Annotated in this window: 21 protein-coding genes; 10 read left to right on the forward strand and 11 right to left on the reverse strand. The window is 68.4% G+C overall.

Translation table 11 applies throughout. From position 1 onward, the window contains the following. Positions 1–575: 575 nt before the first annotated feature. The 3 genes from trxA to AB0M65_RS33100 form a co-directional block, all read right to left on the reverse strand. Entirely contained in the window at positions 576–914 is a 339-nt protein-coding gene (gene trxA, locus AB0M65_RS33090; protein WP_364036630.1) for a thioredoxin, read from the reverse strand. Next, positions 914–1,309 carry a MerR family transcriptional regulator gene (locus tag AB0M65_RS33095; RefSeq protein WP_364036633.1) on the reverse strand — a complete coding sequence of 132 codons (396 nt, stop codon included), beginning with the start codon at positions 1,307–1,309 and terminating at the stop codon, positions 914–916. The genes trxA and AB0M65_RS33095 overlap by 1 nt, the downstream gene beginning before the upstream one ends. Before the next feature lie 93 nt (positions 1,310–1,402). Then, on the reverse strand, positions 1,403–1,798 hold the full coding sequence (locus AB0M65_RS33100; RefSeq protein ID WP_364036636.1) for a nitroreductase/quinone reductase family protein: 396 nt from the start codon (positions 1,796–1,798) through the stop codon (positions 1,403–1,405). A 326-nt stretch (positions 1,799–2,124) separates the two neighbouring features. Here AB0M65_RS33100 and AB0M65_RS33105 point away from each other — a divergent pair, with 326 nt between their 5' ends. Then, positions 2,125–2,955 (forward strand): alpha/beta hydrolase, encoded by an 831-nt coding sequence (locus tag AB0M65_RS33105; protein ID WP_364036639.1) that lies wholly within the window; start codon positions 2,125–2,127, stop codon positions 2,953–2,955. 17 nt (positions 2,956–2,972) lie between these two features. Then, a complete protein-coding gene (locus AB0M65_RS33110; protein ID WP_364036685.1) occupies positions 2,973–3,239 on the forward strand; it encodes a histidine phosphatase family protein in 267 nt (88 codons plus the stop codon). A gap of 72 nt (positions 3,240–3,311) precedes the next feature. Here AB0M65_RS33110 and AB0M65_RS33115 read toward each other — a convergent pair whose 3' ends face one another. Continuing rightward, a complete protein-coding gene (locus AB0M65_RS33115) occupies positions 3,312–4,436 on the reverse strand; it encodes an NlpC/P60 family protein (protein ID WP_364036642.1) in 1,125 nt (374 codons plus the stop codon). An 80-nt stretch (positions 4,437–4,516) separates the two neighbouring features. On the opposite strand from AB0M65_RS33115, the gene AB0M65_RS33120 reads away from it, so the two are divergent. The 5 genes from AB0M65_RS33120 (at position 4,517) to AB0M65_RS33140 (ending at position 8,278) form a co-directional block, all read left to right on the forward strand. Next, positions 4,517–5,341: a biotin--[acetyl-CoA-carboxylase] ligase gene (locus AB0M65_RS33120; protein ID WP_364036645.1), complete on the forward strand. Its 825-nt coding sequence runs from the start codon at positions 4,517–4,519 to the stop codon at positions 5,339–5,341. Positions 5,342–5,451: 110 nt separating this feature from the next. Beyond that, positions 5,452–6,039: a PH domain-containing protein gene (locus AB0M65_RS33125; RefSeq protein ID WP_364036648.1), complete on the forward strand. Its 588-nt coding sequence runs from the start codon at positions 5,452–5,454 to the stop codon at positions 6,037–6,039. Further along, positions 6,039–6,971 carry a hydroxymethylglutaryl-CoA lyase gene (locus tag AB0M65_RS33130; RefSeq protein ID WP_364036651.1) on the forward strand — a complete coding sequence of 311 codons (933 nt, stop codon included), beginning with the start codon at positions 6,039–6,041 and terminating at the stop codon, positions 6,969–6,971. Before AB0M65_RS33125 ends, AB0M65_RS33130 begins: the two co-directional genes overlap by 1 nt. 192 nt (positions 6,972–7,163) lie before the next feature. Further along, positions 7,164–8,006 carry a TNT domain-containing protein gene (locus tag AB0M65_RS33135; RefSeq protein ID WP_364036654.1) on the forward strand — a complete coding sequence of 281 codons (843 nt, stop codon included), beginning with the start codon at positions 7,164–7,166 and terminating at the stop codon, positions 8,004–8,006. Beyond that, on the forward strand, positions 8,003–8,278 hold the full coding sequence (locus tag AB0M65_RS33140; protein WP_364036657.1) for a hypothetical protein: 276 nt from the start codon (positions 8,003–8,005) through the stop codon (positions 8,276–8,278). The genes AB0M65_RS33135 and AB0M65_RS33140 overlap by 4 nt, the downstream gene beginning before the upstream one ends. Here AB0M65_RS33140 and hisN read toward each other — a convergent pair whose 3' ends face one another. Continuing rightward, entirely contained in the window at positions 8,279–9,064 is a 786-nt protein-coding gene (gene hisN / locus AB0M65_RS33145) for a histidinol-phosphatase (RefSeq protein WP_364036660.1), read from the reverse strand. Between the two features lie 42 nt (positions 9,065–9,106). On the opposite strand from hisN, the gene AB0M65_RS33150 reads away from it, so the two are divergent. Genes AB0M65_RS33150 through AB0M65_RS33160 form a run of 3 tightly spaced genes read left to right on the forward strand, consistent with a single transcriptional unit; the run spans position 9,107 to position 11,670 of the window. Continuing rightward, the gene (locus tag AB0M65_RS33150; protein WP_364036688.1) at positions 9,107–9,811 is read left to right on the forward strand and encodes a response regulator transcription factor; all 705 of its coding nucleotides are present in this window, start codon (positions 9,107–9,109) and stop codon (positions 9,809–9,811) included. Further along, a complete protein-coding gene (locus AB0M65_RS33155; RefSeq protein WP_364036663.1) occupies positions 9,811–11,094 on the forward strand; it encodes an ATP-binding protein in 1,284 nt (427 codons plus the stop codon). The genes AB0M65_RS33150 and AB0M65_RS33155 overlap by 1 nt, the downstream gene beginning before the upstream one ends. 42 nt (positions 11,095–11,136) lie before the next feature. Further along, on the forward strand, positions 11,137–11,670 hold the full coding sequence (locus tag AB0M65_RS33160) for a hypothetical protein (protein WP_364036666.1): 534 nt from the start codon (positions 11,137–11,139) through the stop codon (positions 11,668–11,670). On the opposite strand, the gene AB0M65_RS33165 is transcribed toward AB0M65_RS33160, so the two are convergent. The 6 genes from AB0M65_RS33165 to AB0M65_RS33190 form a co-directional block, all read right to left on the reverse strand. Next, positions 11,648–12,061: a hypothetical protein gene (locus AB0M65_RS33165; RefSeq protein ID WP_364036669.1), complete on the reverse strand. Its 414-nt coding sequence runs from the start codon at positions 12,059–12,061 to the stop codon at positions 11,648–11,650. The genes AB0M65_RS33160 and AB0M65_RS33165 overlap by 23 nt on opposite strands. 4 nt (positions 12,062–12,065) lie before the next feature. Beyond that, positions 12,066–12,698, reverse strand: coding sequence for a response regulator transcription factor (locus AB0M65_RS33170; RefSeq protein ID WP_364036672.1), 633 nt, complete (start codon positions 12,696–12,698; stop codon positions 12,066–12,068). Between the two features lie 150 nt (positions 12,699–12,848). Beyond that, on the reverse strand, positions 12,849–13,496 hold the full coding sequence (locus AB0M65_RS33175; protein WP_364036675.1) for a response regulator transcription factor: 648 nt from the start codon (positions 13,494–13,496) through the stop codon (positions 12,849–12,851). 241 nt (positions 13,497–13,737) lie between these two features. Continuing rightward, entirely contained in the window at positions 13,738–14,571 is an 834-nt protein-coding gene (locus tag AB0M65_RS33180; protein WP_364036678.1) for an NAD(P)H-binding protein, read from the reverse strand. Positions 14,572–14,597: 26 nt separating this feature from the next. Then, positions 14,598–15,953 carry an MDR family MFS transporter gene (locus AB0M65_RS33185; RefSeq protein WP_364036681.1) on the reverse strand — a complete coding sequence of 452 codons (1,356 nt, stop codon included), beginning with the start codon at positions 15,951–15,953 and terminating at the stop codon, positions 14,598–14,600. Between the two features lie 248 nt (positions 15,954–16,201). Beyond that, positions 16,202–16,741 (reverse strand): GtrA family protein, encoded by a 540-nt coding sequence (locus tag AB0M65_RS33190; RefSeq protein WP_101612414.1) that lies wholly within the window; start codon positions 16,739–16,741, stop codon positions 16,202–16,204. Between the last annotated feature and the right edge of the window lie 144 nt (positions 16,742–16,885).

Consider the following 16,885-nt stretch of genomic DNA (forward strand, 5'->3'; position numbering starts at 1 on the left):
CAAGAGGCTGCTCCAGCGGGTGACTTCAGGATTCGAGGTCCCCCTCCAACGAGAGTTAGAACGACCCAAAACACTCACGACAACTGGACCACCCGCTCACCGCCGCCGCTCACCGCCGCCGCTCACGCCGCCGCCCGCCGCGCCTGCCCGCTCGCCGCCCGCCGCCGCCCGCCCGCCGCTCACGCCGCCGCCCGCCGGTGTTGCGAAAGTGGCTTTCGCAACTCCGTTGGGGCAGTCCCCGCGAGCCAGCGACAGCGCCTGGGAGGCCCGCTCGGTACTCGCGACCAGGCGCTCCACCTTGCTTGGCCCTCAATAAGTACATGAAGGACTCCTTACTTGCGCTCAACGCAAGTAAGGAGTCCTTCATGTACTTCGCCGCACTAAAGAACGCTACGCATCGTGAAAGGACCTTTCGCGACACATCTCCGGTCAAGATAATTGACGGCTGAACCTACGCCGAAGTCACCCATAGAGTGAATCAAGCAAGTTGGCTCATTACGGAATTGGCGCTAGCACATACGTTCGAATCGAGGTATTGTGGAAGTCGAGCAGGAGATCGGTCCAAAGGGAGGTGATCAGACGCCGGTCGTCTGCAGAACGGCATCCAGGTCGGCCAGCAGCCGGGCCTTCGGGCGGGCGCCGACGTTCGTCCACACCGGACCGCCGTCGCGGAACAGGATCAACGTCGGCAGGGACATGACCTGGTAGTTTCTCGCTGTAAGAGGATTTTCGTCGGAGTTGAGCTTGCGGATGATCAGCGCGCCGGCGCGTTCCTCGGCGATCTCGGCGAGTACCGGCGCGATCATGCGGCAAGGCGGGCACCATTGCGCCCAGAAGTCCACCAGGACGGGCTTGTCCTGGTCCAGGACGAGTTCTTGAAAGGTTTCATCGGTGACTACGGAAAGGGATGACATCAGGATTCCTCTTTTTCCGGCACGACGACACACGGGCCCGGCGGCGTTTTCAGTGCGCCCGCCAATTTGGCCAGCAGGCCTTCCCGTACGTCGTTGAGCCTGGCCAGAAAAGCGTCCACCTCGGCGAGTTTGCGTTGGTAGACCTCGATCGAATCGGCGCACGAGTCGCCGGTCTCGTGACCGGCGCGCAGGCACTCGACGAATGGCCTGGTGTCCTCCAGGCTGAGCCCGACCGCTTGCAGGGTCAGGATCTCGCTGACCAGCCGGTAGTCGTCCTCGTCGTACTCTCGGTACCCGTTCGACGCGCGCCGTGCGTCGAGGAGCCCTTGTGTCTCATAGAAACGCAGCGCGCGGGTGGTGGTTCCGGTACGCGCGGCCAGTTCGCCGATCCGCATGCCTTCGAGCGTAAACCTTGCCCTTGGCGTCAAGGCAAAGACGAGATCCGGGTGAGTGGTTCCGGTACGGTGCCGGACCGGTCGTCGAGCCGGTCAGCCGTCCAGGTCGACCCGGATGGTGAGGAGGTCCGTGCCGACCGCCTGTACGGCGGCGCTGTTGAACCTCGGCAGGGCCTTCAACCGGGCACGGGCGTCGTCGTCCGGCAGCAGGTGCGCCGTGCCGGTATGCCACTGGCCTTTGATCCGGACCCGGACCCGTGGATCGGCTTGGATGTTGCGGACGTACTGCGACTTCTCGCCGAACTCCGACACGATCCAGAACTCGCGGCCCATCCGGCGCCCGCCGATCGGGGTCTGCCGGGGCACGCCGGACTTGCGTCCGGTGGTCTCGATGATCATCTGGCTCGGCAGCCGGACGAGGAGTGGGTTGCCCACGTTCCGCTGGAGCGTCGTGACCACCCGGTGCTTGATCTCGTGAAAGCGCGACATGCGACTCCTCGTACTCGAAGGGGTGGGCAGGCTCGACGGGGGTGGGCAAGGTCAAGGTTGCCCCAAAGCGGTCCGGCGCGACACCGGAGCGCGGCGTTCGCCGGGGTGTTCGATTCCTGCGTGCGGGCGGCGATCAAAGGCAAGCTGACCTGACCTGACCTGACCTGACCTGACCTGACCAGGCCGCAGCCGATGGCCGCGACGGCTCCTTCTCGGACGTGCTCGGCGAGAATGTCGAGCAGGCTCGGCGAGAGTGCCGAGCGGGCCGACGAGTACTGCGATTCCGGAACCCGCGGTTTCGTCGTTCCCCTCAGTAGGCTCGGAACATGGTGAACGAGTCCGACGTGGATCTGGGGGACGGGGCCACACTCCACACGTACGACGCGGGCGGCGACGGTCCGGTGGTGTTCTGGCATCACGGAACGCCGAACATCGGCGCTCCACCGGCACCGCTGTTCCCGGCGGCCGAGCGGCTCGGGCTGAGGTGGGTCTCCTACGACCGGCCCGGCTACGGCGGCTCGACACCTCGGCCAGGCCGGGATGTCGCGTCCGCGGCGTCGGACGTCGAGAAGATCGCCGATGCGCTGAAGATCGAGAGTTTCGCGGTTTTCGGGCATTCGGGCGGCGGACCGCACGCGCTCGCCTGCGCGGCCTCGCTGCCGGAACGGGTCTCGGCGGTGGTCGGTGTCGCGAGTATGGCTCCGTATGGCGTCGACGGTCTCGACTGGTTCGCGGGAATGGGTGCGGCGGGAGTCGCGTCGCTGACGGCCGCTTCGGCCGGACGGGAGGAAAAGGAAAAGCACGAGGCGACGGCCGAGTACGACGCCGAGATGTTCACCGCGGCGGATCACGCGGCCTTGTCGGGCGACTGGAACTGGATTCTCGAGGTCGTCCGTCCCGCTCTCGCAGGCGGGCCGGACGCGCTGATCGATGACGATCTCGCGTATGTCGCGCCTTGGGGGTTCGAACCTTCGGCCATCAGCGCCCCGGTTCTGCTCCTGCACGGTGCCGAAGACCGCATCGCCCCCTTCGGGCATGGAGAGTGGCTTGCCCGGCAGTGCGCCGCGGCGGAGTTGCGCTCGTACCCCGAGGACGGGCACGTCTCGATCCTCCGCCACGCGGAATCCGCTCTCGAGTGGCTGGCCGAACGCGGGTGACCTGCGAGATCGTGCTCGTGCGTCATGCCGAGCCCGTTCCGCCAACGCCGGGGGAACCGGACAACCCGCTGACCGAGTCGGGTACGGCGGCAGCGGAGCGTCTCGCGCGGGAACTCGCCGGGCTGAAACCGACGGCGGTCGTGTCGAGCCAGTACGAGCGAGCGAACGAGACGGCGGCCGAGTCTGCCCGACTGGAAGTCACCCACGCGATGGGAGCTACGAGAGTGGGAGTTACGAGAGTGGGAGCCACGCGAGTGGGATTCAGGTCCGGAGCCGACGCCTGACTACGCGACGCACGCGCTCTACCGGCTGCGTTGGCGGCGCGAAAACGGGCTCGGTCTCCCAGGCCGGAACGCCTAGGCCGAAGGCCGTCCGGCGCCGGCGTAGTCGTCGCCCTTCGAGTGATACGTGTGGATCTGGATCGCCTGGCCCTCGGTGGGCGCGTTGATCATCAGGCCGTTGCCGAGATACAGCCCGACGTGGTGGATCCGCGTCCCCGGGTTCCCGTAGAACACGAGGTCGCCGAGTTTCGGTTCCTGCCCGCCGGGCACCTGCGGCAGTGCCCGGAACTGGCTGTCCGCGGTCCGCGGCAGCCCGACACCGGCCTCGTCGTAGGACGCCTTGGTCAGGCCGGAGCAGTCGAAACCCGCGGCGCCCGCGTCCGGTCCGTTGCCGCCCCAGACATACGGGAGCCCGAGCTGGCCGAGAGCGAACCTGGTCGCCTTGACGGAAGGGCTCGAAGCGCGAGCCGGGTCGAGCGACAAAGTCGCGTACAGCTGCGCGTTGCCAAGGACACGCTGCCGGAACAGTTCGGCTTCGTTGCCCTTGCCGCCCTGGTACCCGGCGATGGCCTTCCACCAGCCGTTGCCGCCGCCGAGGTCGGCTCCCGACGCGCACAGGGCGCGACCGGCGGCGACCGAAGCGGAGTCGGGGTCGGCGAGCGCGGGCTTCTGGATCCCCGGGATCGACGTGCCGTGCTTCTTCCACTGCTGTGCCGAGAGACCGAGAGGATTGTCGCCGCCGCGCCCGTGGTTCGAACCCGCGGCGCCGACACCCGCCAGCGTGACCCAGGACAGGTGACAGTTCGGTTGCTCGGTTCGCAGCGCCAGTTCGCCGTTCGCGTAGCCGATCAGCGCCTTCGCCGGGATGTCGAGCGGCCCGGCGAGCTTGGTGGCCCACTCTTCGAGCGGCCGGACGCCCTTCGGCGTCTCCTGTGCCTTGACCGGGGCGCTGACCTCGAGGACCGAAGGGCCCGCGCCGCCGCCGACGGTGGCCGGGTCCTGGTCTGCCGCCGGGACGGGCACCGGCTGAGTCCCGTCCGCCGGTGCCGGACCGTTGCCGCCCGCGAGCAGCCAGCCCGCCGCCGCGAGCCCGGCGACCAGCGGGAGGGCGACCAGACTCCGCATCGCCACGCCGTGCGCCCACGACTTCTTCTTCGGGCTGGTTTCGGGCGCGCTCGACACGGGTTCGGGATCGGTCACGCCGTCCAGGTTATTGGAGACCACCTCTGCGTAACGAGCGAACGCCTTGCACGTTAGGGGGACTCTCATATTCTGGGCAAATGAGTGAGACGGGAGCGCTCGACGCCGAGCGTCTGAGTGCCGCGCTGTCCGGCCGGTACGCCGCGATCCAGGTCGTGGCGAGCACCGGGTCCACCAACGCCGACCTGCGGGAAGCCGCCGAAAAGGGGGCAGAGGACCGCACCGTGCTGATCGCCGACGAGCAGACGGCGGGCGTCGGCCGCCGTGCCCGGCAATGGTCTTCGCCGAAGGGATCCGGCCTTTACGTCAGTGTGTTGCTGCGTCCGCGCGAGGTCCCGTTCGCCAATCTGGGTTCACTTTCCGTGGTCGCCGGACTGGCGGTGCGGGAGGTCGCCGAGGGCCTGGGTGTCGACGCCGTCCTCAAGTGGCCCAACGACGTCCTCGCCGGGCCGGAGCGCGCCAAATGCGCGGGCATCCTGGCCGAGGCCGTCGCGGGGGACGAGCCGACCGTGGTCCTCGGCATCGGCCTGAACGTGCTGCCGCTGGGGGAGAACGTGCCGGCCGGGCCGGGTGGCCTGCCCGCGACATCGCTGGCGGAGCAGGGGGCGAAAGAGACCGATCGCGGCGAAATCGCCCTTCGCCTGCTCACCGGGTTCGGCGAACTGGAACGCCGCTGGCGGCTCGCCGGCGGATCGCTGGCCGAGGCGGGCCTGATCGGCGACTACCGGCGGCAGTGCGCCACGCTGGGCCAGGACGTCGAGGTCCAGCTGCCCGACGGTTCGGCGCTGACCGGCCGTGCCGCCGACATCGATCCCGCGGGCCAGCTCCAGGTCGACGTTCCCGGTGGTGAGCGGTACACGGTGTTCGCCGGAGATGTCGTCCATGTGCGGCCTGCCCGATCCTGATCCGCGCCTGATCCGGGGTTGTCTCGATTTGCGGTGTCCGGTCTTCCGGCAGGGTCGTTCGCCGGTACGGTGAGCTCACCAGCGCCGAACACACTTTGGGAGCGTCCGTCGTGGCCTATCCGGACGATTTGCTCAGCGAAAACGAGCACGTCGTGGTGCACAGTCACCCGCATTTCAAGATGCTGATCTTCCCCTTCGTCGCGCTGATCGTCACGGTCGGCGTGGGTATTTGGCTGGGAATCCTGGCGAAGGACGCGACGGCCCCCTGGGACCTGATCTCGCTGATCGCGATCGGCGCGGTCGGGCTCGGTCTCGTCGTGTGGCTGTTCCTCGCCCCGTTCGTCCGCTGGCGTACGACGCATTTCATCGTGACCACGGACAGGCTGATCGCCCGCGAGGGGGTGATCAAGCGGACCGGGATCGACATCCCGATGTCGCGGATCAACAGCGTGCAGTTCGAGCACGGCCTGCTGGACCGCGTGTTCGGCTGCGGCACGCTGGTGATCGAGTCCGCTTCGGACGAACCGCTGAAGTTCGACGACATCCCCAAGGTCGAGCGGGTGCACACGGTCATCTACCGCGAAGTCAACGACAACCCGTATGACGACTACGCGCCGCCCGCCGCCACCGGTGGGCCGCAGCAGACCGAGCCGCTTCCTCCGCAAGGCCCGCCGCCGCGCGGGAACAGGCGCCGTTGATGGGCACGCGAGAACTGGGCCTGCCCGATCGCGTCCCGTCCGGCGCGGCGCTGCCGGAGCGGGTGACGATCTGGGAGGTCGGCCCGCGCGACGGCCTGCAGAACGAAAAATCGATCGTGCCGGTCGATGTGAAGCTCGAATTCCTGGGCAGGCTCGCCGATTCCGGGCTGACCACGCTCGAAGCGACGAGTTTCGTGAGCCCGAAATGGGTGCCGCAGCTCGCGGACGCCGAGCAGCTTCTTGCCGGGCTCGTCCGCCGTGAAGGCGTCCGCTATCCGGTACTCGTCCCGAACGAGCGCGGGCTGGACCGGGCGCTGGAGGCCGGGGTTTCGCAGATCGCGATCTTCGCCAGCGCCACCGAGACCTTCGCCAAGAAGAACCTCAACTCCTCCGTCGACGACCAGTTCGCGATGTTCGAGCCGGTCGTCACCCGTGCCATGGCCGAAGGGCTCGACGTCCGCGGGTACGTGTCGATGTGCTTCGGCGACCCGTGGGAGGGCGCCGTCCCGGCCGAGCAGGTCGCCGGCGTCGGCAAACGCCTGCTGGACCTGGGGTGCTCGCAGCTTTCCCTCGGCGACACCATCGGCGTCGCCACGGCGGGCCAGGTCGAGGCGCTGATCGGGCAGTTCTCCGACGTCGGCACCCTCGCCGTGCATTTCCACGACACCTACGGCCAGGCGCTCGCGAACACACTGGCCGCCCTGCGCTGCGGTGTGTCCACTGTGGACTCTTCGGCCGGCGGTCTCGGTGGCTGCCCGTACGCCGAATCGGCCACCGGGAACCTCGCGACCGAGGATCTCGTGTGGATGCTCGACGGTCTCGGCGTCGAAACCGGCGTCGACCTCGACGCACTGGTCGCGACGAGCAAGTGGATGGCAGGGAAGCTGGGCAGGCCGAGTCCGTCGCGGGTGGTCAACGCGCTCGCGGGATGAGGTTCGCCGAACTCACCGAGGACACTTAAGGCGTGTCTGACGAATCTCGTTCGCGGTCTTCGCGCCCAGGCGGCCCCTGAGGCGGTTTCGGGTATCCGCCGACGAGATCACCATTCGGCGATAGGGTCGTACCGCGTCCTGTCCGCTGCCTCCCGCTTCACCGGTGGGGATCGATTCCTTGGGGGAGGTGCGATGACCGATCCGAGCGAGGCCGGTACAGGTCCCATCCGGCTGCCTGTGCAGTACGGAGACGCCGACGCGCCGACGCCGCCTCACGGCCTACGGGCGCCGTACACGCCTTCGCCGTGGCCGCCCGCTGTCGCACCACTGCGAGTGCCTTTCCCGCCCGCTCCGCCGCTCCAGCCCGTCGCGCCGCCGCCGATGGGGGCATTGCGGACCGAGCGGGAGAGCGTGATCGCGCTGTTCCTCGTGCATATGTTCCCGATCGGGCATCTCCCGGTCGCGATGGGGAAACCCGCGCGGCAGTTGCCGCTCCCCGGCGGCGGTTCCGGTCCGCTGGACCATCCCGAAGCGGGCGTGCTGGACGACCTCGAAGCGTTGTCGCATGTCAGCGGCGGGTTCCGGCGATCGCCGACGGCGCCGCCCGCCGTCGCGCCCGAGGCGTTGACCAGGGGACATGATCCGTGGGGTGGAGCGTCCCGGGAGGACTGGGAGCGGCTGTTCACGAACGAAACCGGGTACTTGTGGCCTCCCGGCGAGCTCTTCCCCGAAGGCGGGATCGACGCGGCGACGCCGGTGATGCTCAAAGCCGATACGTATATCGATCGCTTCGGCGACCGGCACGGCCGGGTGTTCGCCGAGGACGCGACCTTGCTCTCGATGCGTTCGCTGCCGCCGGACCAGGCAGGCGGGTACCGGCGCTACCGTGTCGTGCGACCGCTGCCGGTGTGGCGTTCGGTGAACGCCGAATGGTTCGGGCAGCCGGGTGGCGGCGTGCGTTATCGCGCGGTGCTCGGTGCGGATGAGCTCGTCACGCTGGGCTTTCTGGCGGACGTCACGGGGGAGGTTCGGTGAACACGGGGACGATCCTGCGGTGGCTGGCCGCGCTGGGCGTGCCGCCCGAGGTGGTCTCGGTCGGCGCGGAGGCGGACAACGCCTGGTGCCTCATGCGCACGGAGGAAGACGGGGCCGAGCCCGCCTGGGAGGTCTTCTGGCGAGAGCAGGGCAACCGGTACGACTGGGCGCGGTTCACCAGCGAACAGGTCGCCTGCCACTACCTCTTCGGACGTCTTGCCTGGTCGCAGGTCGCTCGCGGTGCTGTCGGCCTGCTTCCCGGCACGCACTGATCAGCGCTTCAGGATGGCGAGGACCTCGTCGTGGAGCAGGCCGTTCGTCGACAGCGCCGAGCCGTTGTCGTAACGCCCTTCGCCGTCGAGGTCGCTGAATCGTCCGCCCGCTTCGGTGATCAGCACCTGGGCCGCGGCGACGTCCCACGGGTTCACGACGCATTCCGCGGTGACGTCGAGCGCGCCCTCGGCGACCAGGCAGTGGTGCCAGAAGTCGCCGAAAGCGCGGCTTTCCCAGCACGCGTTGACGAGGTCGAGGTACTTCTCCCGCGAGTGGTACTCCACCCACGAGTTCAGGTCCGTTGTGGACAGATACGCGTCTTCGAGCGACGTGACCTTCGACACCGACAGACGCCGCTCGCCCGCGGAGTCACGCATCCAGGCACCGTCCCCGGCGGCCGCCCACCAGCGGCGGCCGAGCAGCGGGGCGCTGATCAGGCCCACCACCGGCGTGCCGTCTTCGACCAGCGCGATCAGCGTCGCCCAGACCGGGACACCGCGCAGGAAGTTCTTGGTCCCGTCGATCGGGTCGAGTACCCAGGCCCGGCCGGTCGCGGCCGAACCGCCGCGTTCCTCGCCGAGAACCGTGTCGTCCGGGCGTTCCGCGGCGAGGATCGCGCGGATCGCGTCTTCGACAGCGGTATCCGCGTCGGTGACCGGGGTCCGGTCGGGTTTGCGTTCCACCGCCAGGTCCAGCGCGCGGAACCGGTCGGTGGTGATGGCGTCGGCGGCGTCGGCCAGCCGGGTGGCGAGTTCCAGATCGTTCTCGTAGCCAGGCACGGTCACGATGGTTTCACGCCCGGCAGCCGTAGAGTTGGCCAGGTGAGCATGGTGTTACTCGCCGAGGACGACCCGGCCATCGCCGATCCGCTTTCCCGTGCGCTGCAGCGGGAGGGGTACGACGTGCGTGTCGTCGGTGACGGGCCCGCCGCCCTCGACGCGACCGAGAGTGACCGCGTGGACCTCCTGGTGCTCGATCTGGGTCTGCCGGGGATGGACGGGCTCGAGGTCTGCCGCCGCCTGCGCGCGAGCGGGACCGAGGTGCCGGTGCTGATGCTCACCGCGCGCACCGACGAGGTCGACTTCGTGGTCGGGCTGGACGCGGGTGCCGACGACTACGTCGCGAAACCGTTCCGCCTCGCCGAGCTGCTGGCCCGCATCCGCGCGCTGCTCCGCCGCCGGGCTCCCGAGGTGATCGAGGCCGGGGGAGTGCGGATGGACCTCGGCGCCCGGATGGTCACCGTCGATCTGCACGAGGTACAGCTGGCGAACAAGGAGTTCGAGCTGCTGCGGGTGCTGATGAGCCGCGCGGGTCAGGTGGTCAGCCGCGACGAGATCCTCGCCGAAGTGTGGAACGACCTCGAATCGAAGACCTCCAAGACACTCGACATGCATATGTCGTGGCTGCGCAGGAAGCTCGCCATAGCCGCGGACGAGGCGGCGGGCCGGGCGGGCAAACCCGGCGGGAACGGTGACGGCGAACGGCGGATCGCCACGGTCCGCGGCGTCGGTTTCCGCTTCAACGCCGAATAATGCGCCGTCGCATCCTCCTGGCGATCCTGCTCGCCGTCGCGGTCACCGCGGCGGTGCTCGGCATCCCGCTCGGGATCACCGCCTGGCAGCTGGTCGAGAACCTCAACCGCGAGAACCTCGCGTCCGCGGCGCGCGGGATCGCGGCGACGCTGGACAACGAGATCGCGAACGGCCAGCCGATCGATCTCGACCAGGTCCGGGTGGCCGTGCCGCAGGGCGGGCTGCTGACCGTCCGCGCCGAAGGGCAGATGGAGAAGCGCTACGGCTCCGATCCCGGCACGGACGTGGTGTCCGAGAAGGTGCCGATCGCGTTGCACGGCGAGGTCGAGTTGTCCGTGCCCGCCGGGCCGATGCGCACCCGGCAGACGCAGGTGACGTTGCTCGTGGTGCTGCTGGTCGTGCTGTCGGTGGGCACCGGCACGGTGGTCGCGACGGTGACCGCGCGACGGCTCGCGAAACCGCTGAGACATGTCGCCGATCGCGCGGTCAAACTCGGCGGCGGCGATTTCCGGCCGGATCCGAAGCGGTATGGCGTCGGTGAACTCGACATGGTCGCCGAAGCACTCGACGCGTCCGGTTCGGCGCTCGCACAACTCGTCCAGCGAGAACGACAGCTTGTCGGCGACGTCTCCCACCAGTTGCGGAGCAGGCTGACCGCGTTGCAGTTGCGGCTCGAACCACTCACCGTCCATCCCGACCAGGACGTCGTCGACGAGGCGATCGCCGCGCAGGAACAGGCGGACCGGCTGGCCGGGGCACTCGACGAACTGCTGGCCGCCGCCCGCGCCGCCCGCGAGGTGGGCGCGGAGCCGGTGAATCTGCCGGAGGTACTCCCCGTGGTCTCGGAGGAGTGGCGACAGCTGCTTCGCGCCGAAGGCAGGCATCTGCGGCTTCGCGTCACCGACGGCCTGAGGGCCAGGGCGACCCCCGGCCGGTTGCGGGAAGTCGTCGGCGTGCTGCTCGACAACGCGCTGCGCCACGGCGCGGGCACGGTCACGCTCGCCGCCCGGCGCGGCGACACGGATGGCACCGTGGTCATCGAGGTCGCCGACACCGGTTCCGGTGTCCCCGACGAGCTCGCGCCGCATATCTTCGAACGTGGTTTCTCCGGCGGCGGGTCGACCGGGGTCGGCCTCGCCCTCGCTCGCGCGCTCGCCGAGGCCGACGGCGGGCGGCTGGAGCTGTCGAGCAAGCGGCCCGCGGTCTTCAGTCTCTTCCTGAAAGTCCCTCGCCCTGGCGATGTGGCCGAAGTGCGCTGGCCCGCCGAGCGGGTCCCTCGCTAAGTGCACCCGAAGGACGTCCCGATCGGGCAATGTCGCGGGAGCGTGGCGACCTACCGTCGGGTGGTGCGTGCGACGGCGTTCCGCTACCGCCTGACGGCGGAGCCGGTGGCCGCGGCGACCGCGGAGATCGGCAAGGTGGCGATCGCGGTGCGGTTGTTCTTCGACGGCGACCTGTACACGTGCCGCCGTCCGCCCGGTGCGAGGGAACGGGTGGAGGCCGAAGCACTGGACCTGCTGTCGAAGGGCCTGTTCGTCAGCGGGATCGACCTGCCGGTCGCGACCGTCACCGGAGCGGCGGGACACCGGTTCGTCCAGGAGAACGCGGTCTTCGAACCACCGGATCGCTGGGTTTACCGCGGCACCTGCGGGGTCGGCGCCAACCGGGACGGGCTGAGCTTGACCGGGATGCTCGGCTACCGCCTCGAAGTACGGGCGAAATGGAACCGGCGTGCACCCGAGTGTGGTCCGCCCGCGACGGAGGCCGAATGGTGCGAGGTCTTCGGCGGGCAGCTGGCGTCCATCGGCGGGATGGTCCTGCGGCGGGCGTCGCTGCTCAGTCCAGGTACCCCGCCGTGACCGTGACGACGAACGCCGCGCGGGCGGGCAGGCCGAGGCTGACCCACAGCCCGGTCGGATCCGTTTCCCCGATGCTCAACCGCGACGGCCGCGAGTCGACCATCAGGAACTCGGTGCCGAGCAGTGCTCGCAGTGACCGGTCGAGCAGGGTGTGCTCGTCCCGGACCCGGTCGGCCCGCGCGGTGACCAGATAGGACAGTTCGCACCGCTTCGCCCGCACGGCACCGGTTCCCGGGCCGGCGCCGTGCAGGGAGAAGAGGAACAGGTCGACGCTCGATACCTGTGTCTCGGTCTGCCAGGTGGGTTTCGGCGCATCAAGCCGGACCACCGTCCCCTCCGGCAGATGAGGTGCGATGAGCAGGCACAAGGCCTCGTCGACCTGCGTGATCACGGCGTCAGATCAATCCCTCACGCAGTGCGTAGGCCACCGCGTGAGAGCGGTTCCGCAACTGGAACCGGTTGGTCACGTCATGCAGGATGCTCTTCACCGTGCGCTGCGAGTAGCAGAGCTGATCGGCGATCTCCTGCGTCGAGAATCCCGACGCGACCAGCTTGAGCACCTCGGTCTCCCGGCTGCTCATACCGCCGAGGTGCAGACCACGTGGCTGGAGGACCTGGCGTTGCAGCCGCGAGACCCGGTGCAGCAGCCTGCCGAGCAGGTCGGGCGGGAGCGCGCCTTCGCCGGCGGCTGCCGCCTTGATCAGCCGGACCAGAACGTCGGCCCCGGCCTCCGAGCGGCGGGCGACCGCGCAGACGCCGTGCTCGATGGCACTGAGGATCTCGTTGTCGTCGACCTCACCCGCGATGAGCACGATGCGGGTGAACCCCTGATGGTGGAGCGCGGACAACAATTGCGTCATCGCCTCGTCGAGGCGGTCGGTGACCAGAAGGGCCACCATTGTCGGGTCGGCGGTCTCCCCGTCCACCAGCCAGACGTCGTCACGGGAGCGAAGCGTCATGCAGACGCCGTTGTGCAAAATCGGATCGGTGGCGCGGACGACCACAGGTGTCCGGTTCGGTTCGAACATGCGATTCCCATTCCCCTCGAACGGTGCGAGGGTCCCACCCCTCGCGCTACTCACCCTGCCGGGTGAGGTGTCCCGGGCGCATGGGACTCCGGTCCCGACATTGCCCGAAAAGCCGCCCTTATTGGGGTCGCCTTTTTCAACGACCCGTTTTCAGCGACCGAGCCCTGCTTCCCTGGCACGCACGATCGCTTCGGCGCGGTCCGTGACGTGAAGCTTGCTGAAAACATTCGAAATATGGTTTCGCACGGTTTTCGGGCTGAGGCACAGGGTGCTCGCGATGACGGTGTTGCTGTGCCCGCCGGCGATGAGTGAAAGGACCTCTCGTTCGCGGACGGTCAGTTCCGGGAACACCGTGTCCGTGCTCGGCTGAGAGTGGTTGAAGAAGCCGAGGACTCGCGTCGCGATGTCAGGCCCGAAGATCGCTTCGCGTCTTGCGACGGCGTGGACGGCCCGGATGATTTCGTCGGGCTCCGCGTCCTTCAGCAGATATCCGCGGGCTCCCGCACGCATCGCGGAGAAAACGGATTCACTTTCGTCGGCCATTGTCAGCATGAGCACGCCGATGCCGGGCCGTTCGGCGACGATATGCCGCGTCGCTTCGGCGCCGCTGAGGTCGGGCAGATGCAGATCCATGACCACGACGTCGGGCCGGAGAGCGGCCGCCGCGCTGATCGCGTGCGCCCCGCTCGCCGCCTCGCCGACGACCTCGATCCCCGGTTCGTTGGAGAGCAGCGTGCACACCCCGAACCGGAACAACGGATGGTCGTCGACCACGAGCACGCGAAGGCGTTCGTTCATACGGTCTCCCCCTGACTCCCCGAGGCGGCACGCTAGCGAGAGGGCCGGACGCGGACAACGCGTCGGTCCGGACAGCGGACCCGGCAAGAATTAAACGCCTGATGAGTGTGGCGCAACTCGGGCATCCGCCCAAGTCATTAACCCTTTCGGCCCAGGCGGGGGGAGCAAGGGACCTTTGCTATCACTTACTTAGGCAGACTAAGCGAGTGATAGCAAAGGTCCCTTGCTCCCTTTTCGCAGGTCAGGCGAAGGTGGCAGTGTGCTCGCGGGCCCAGTCGGCGAACGTCAGCGGCGCCCGGCCGAGGAGTTCGCGCGCGGTGTCGAACACGATCTCCTCGTTCCCGGCGGACTGCCGTTTGAGCTCGAAGAGCCCGTCGACCGACGAAGCGGGCCAGCCGTACCCGAGCATCCGGGCGCGCGCGTCGGCTTCGGGCTCTTCGACGTAGGTCAGCCGCCGTCCGAGGGCGTCGCCCAGGATCTCGACCTGCTGCCGGGTCGTGAGGGCTTCGCCGCCGGTGATCGGGTACGTCCGCCCCGCGTGCCCGTCCGTGGTCAGCACGGTCGCGGCGACTTCGGCGATATCGCGGACGTGCACCAGCGCGGACGCCGGATCGCCTTCGGGTACGCGGATGACGCCATCACCGCGTACGGCGTGCAGCCAGGCGAACCGGTTGTCCATGAACGTGCCGGGACGCAGGATCGTCCAGTCCGGACCGGCGTCGCGGACGGCCTGCTCGGCCGCGGCGTGTACCAGGGAGACCGGATCGGTCTGTCCGAAGTGGACTCCGGTGGTGGAGAGCTTCACCAGGTGGACGCCGCCGGCCGCCTTGGACACGGCGCGTTCCTGGGCGAGGCCGTCCGAGCCGTGGCCGGAGGTCAGGACGAATACGCGTTCGACACCGTCGAGCAGCGCCGGGTCGAAGGCGTCGAGATCGCCGGCGACGACTTCGGCACGCGGGTCGACGCGGGCACGCGACGGGTCGCGGGTCAGCGCCCGGACGCGAGCACCCTTGTCCAGCAGCGCGGGAACGAGTTCGCGGCCGATTTTGCCGGTGGAACCGAGAACGAGAATCATCGAAATACTCCTCTAGTTTGAATGCTTCAGTGACGCCGCAGCGAAACGCGCGGCAGGAAGAGGGAAGCGGCGAGGCCGAGCACGAGAACGGGGACCATCACCCAGAACACGCCGTTGAGGGCGGAGGCGTAGCCACCGGGACTTTCGGTGCCGAAGGACCGCGTGAACACCGCGCCGAAAACGGTCAGCCCGGCCGTGGTGCCCAGAGAACGCAGGAACCCGACGGTCGCCGAAACGGCGCCGAGATCGGTCCGGGGCACGTTCTGCTGGGCGGCCATGGAGAGCACCTGCATATTGAGCCCGGCGGCCGCGCCGAACAGCACGAGATAGGTGACGACGAGCGGCAACGGCGTGCGCTCGTCCATGGTGGACATCGCGAGCGCGGCGGCGAGGCCGAGTGTCATGCTGAGGATCGGCGCCCAGCGATAGGAGCCGGTCTTGGCGATGATCCGGCCCGCGACCATCGACGAGGCGGCGACCGCGAGGGTCATCGGCAGCAGGAGAAGCCCGGCCTGTGACGGTCCGGCGCCACCCGCGGTCTGCAGGAAGAGCGCGAGGTAGTTGACCGAACCCAGGAAGATGAACCCGGCGGCGGCACTGGTCAGGACGCTCAGGCTGAACATCCTGACGCGGAACAACCGGAGCGGGATGACCGGTTCGGCCGCCCGCCGCTCGATGAAGAAGAAGGCGACGAGCAAGACGGCGCCGAGCGACGCGGAGAGCGGGGTCGCCATGGTCAGTCCGACGATCGCGCCGGACAGCGTGATGATCCCGGCGACGTCGAACGGTGCGGTCGTCCGACGCCGTTCGAGTCGCAGGAACCGGGCGACGACGCCGAGCGCGACCAGTCCGATCGGGAGGTTGACCAGGAAGATCGACCGCCAGCCGGCGAGGTCGGTCAGCACGCCGCCGACGACCGGACCGGCCAGTGAGGAACCGGCGAAGCAAATCGAGAACCAGGCGAAGTAGCGGGCGCCTTCGCGGCCGGGGAAAAGCTCGCCGATGATCGCGGCGACCGCGACGAACAGGCCACCGGAGCCGACGCCCTGCAGGACGCGCGCGGCGATCAGCAGCGGCATCGTCGGAGCGAGCGCGCAGGCGAGGGAGCCGAGGAGGAACAACGCGATCGCGGCGAGCACGACGCGTTTGCGGCCGAACAGGTCGCCGAGCTTCCCGTAGACCGGCGCGCTGACGCTGCCTGCCAGCAGGTAGGCGGTGGTGACCCAGGCGAACGACGTGGCGCCGCCGAGTTCACCGACCATGCGTGGCAAGGCGGTCGCGACGACTTGGGCGTCGAGCATCGCCAGGAAAACGGCGGCGAAGAGCCCGACGAGGGCAAGAGTGTTTCGGGCGCGTGGAGGCGCGCCAAGTGTGGTGCTCAAGAAGAGATCCGTTCACTGGAAGAAACGAGGGAACGCGAGGGACGCAGGGCACTGCCGCCGAAGGCAGCCCTGGATCCCCGCCAAGGCGGGAAAAGGCTCAACCGTCATCCGAATCGGATGCGGTCCTCTTCGCGCTTGGCGATCACCTCGAATTCGTCCCGCTCGGCCGTACGAACCCGGCCGGCGTCATCAGTGAAGGAACGTTGACATGGATGACCCTAGGCAATCACATGTCTTTTAGCAAGTAGTTAGCGCAGGGGGACGACGTCGTCGTCCGGCTCGTCGCTGTCCCGGCGGCGTTTGCCCAGCTCGTCCGGGAAGACCCACTTCTTGAAACCCCAGAAGCGGAAGAACATCGCGAGGAGCATGCCGATGATCGACCCACTGGTGAAGTCCGCGAACTCCTGGACGAACCGCGTCACATGCGGCACCTCGAGATCGAAGATGTACCGCGACGTGTAGAGCGGGATCAGGTTCACCACCACGGCTATCCCGCTGATCACGAAGAAGAGCGCCGCTTCGTGATGCCGCTCGCGGCCGCCGCGCGTCCGGAAGGACCACTCGCGGTTGAGGATGTACGAGACGATCGTCGCGACGATGATCGCGATCGCCTTCGCCGTGGTCGGCTTCGACTCCAGCACGCTGAGTTTCAGCAGATACCAGACGCCGTTGTCCACCAGGAACGTCGTGCCACCCACGATCCCGAACTTCAGCAGTTCGCGGTGCTTGATCAGCACGGATCGGAGCGGCTCCGGCGTCCGGGAAAGGACGGATTCGACCACGGTCACTCGGTCAGTCTAATTCGCTCGCGGGACCGAACGCCCTGGCAGGGGCATAGCCAGAGTGTTATATGACCCTTTGGGCGGTTCGGCGCTCCCAAGTACATGAAGGCCCCCTTGCTTGCGCTAGGCGCAAGGAAGGGGGCCTTCATG

The sequence above is a fragment of the Amycolatopsis sp. NPDC051071 genome (genome assembly GCF_040682875.1).
Lineage (GTDB): Bacteria > Actinomycetota > Actinomycetes > Mycobacteriales > Pseudonocardiaceae > Amycolatopsis.

What these genes read in the sequence shown, in the direction of transcription:
- trxA (WP_364036630.1), bottom strand. Translation starts at nt 914, where the DNA reads ATGTCATCCCTTTCCGTAGTCACCGATGAAACCTTTCAAGAACTCGTC.
- AB0M65_RS33095 (WP_364036633.1), bottom strand. Translation starts at nt 1,309, where the DNA reads ATGCGGATCGGCGAACTGGCCGCGCGTACCGGAACCACCACCCGCGCG.
- AB0M65_RS33100 (WP_364036636.1), bottom strand. Translation starts at nt 1,798, where the DNA reads ATGTCGCGCTTTCACGAGATCAAGCACCGGGTGGTCACGACGCTCCAG.
- AB0M65_RS33105 (WP_364036639.1), top strand. Translation starts at nt 2,125, where the DNA reads ATGGTGAACGAGTCCGACGTGGATCTGGGGGACGGGGCCACACTCCAC.
- AB0M65_RS33120 (WP_364036645.1), top strand. Translation starts at nt 4,517, where the DNA reads ATGAGTGAGACGGGAGCGCTCGACGCCGAGCGTCTGAGTGCCGCGCTG.
- AB0M65_RS33130 (WP_364036651.1), top strand. Translation starts at nt 6,039, where the DNA reads ATGGGCACGCGAGAACTGGGCCTGCCCGATCGCGTCCCGTCCGGCGCG.
- AB0M65_RS33135 (WP_364036654.1), top strand. Translation starts at nt 7,164, where the DNA reads ATGACCGATCCGAGCGAGGCCGGTACAGGTCCCATCCGGCTGCCTGTG.
- AB0M65_RS33150 (WP_364036688.1), top strand. Translation starts at nt 9,107, where the DNA reads ATGGTGTTACTCGCCGAGGACGACCCGGCCATCGCCGATCCGCTTTCC.
- AB0M65_RS33155 (WP_364036663.1), top strand. Translation starts at nt 9,811, where the DNA reads ATGCGCCGTCGCATCCTCCTGGCGATCCTGCTCGCCGTCGCGGTCACC.
- AB0M65_RS33170 (WP_364036672.1), bottom strand. Translation starts at nt 12,698, where the DNA reads ATGTTCGAACCGAACCGGACACCTGTGGTCGTCCGCGCCACCGATCCG.
- AB0M65_RS33175 (WP_364036675.1), bottom strand. Translation starts at nt 13,496, where the DNA reads ATGAACGAACGCCTTCGCGTGCTCGTGGTCGACGACCATCCGTTGTTC.
- AB0M65_RS33180 (WP_364036678.1), bottom strand. Translation starts at nt 14,571, where the DNA reads ATGATTCTCGTTCTCGGTTCCACCGGCAAAATCGGCCGCGAACTCGTT.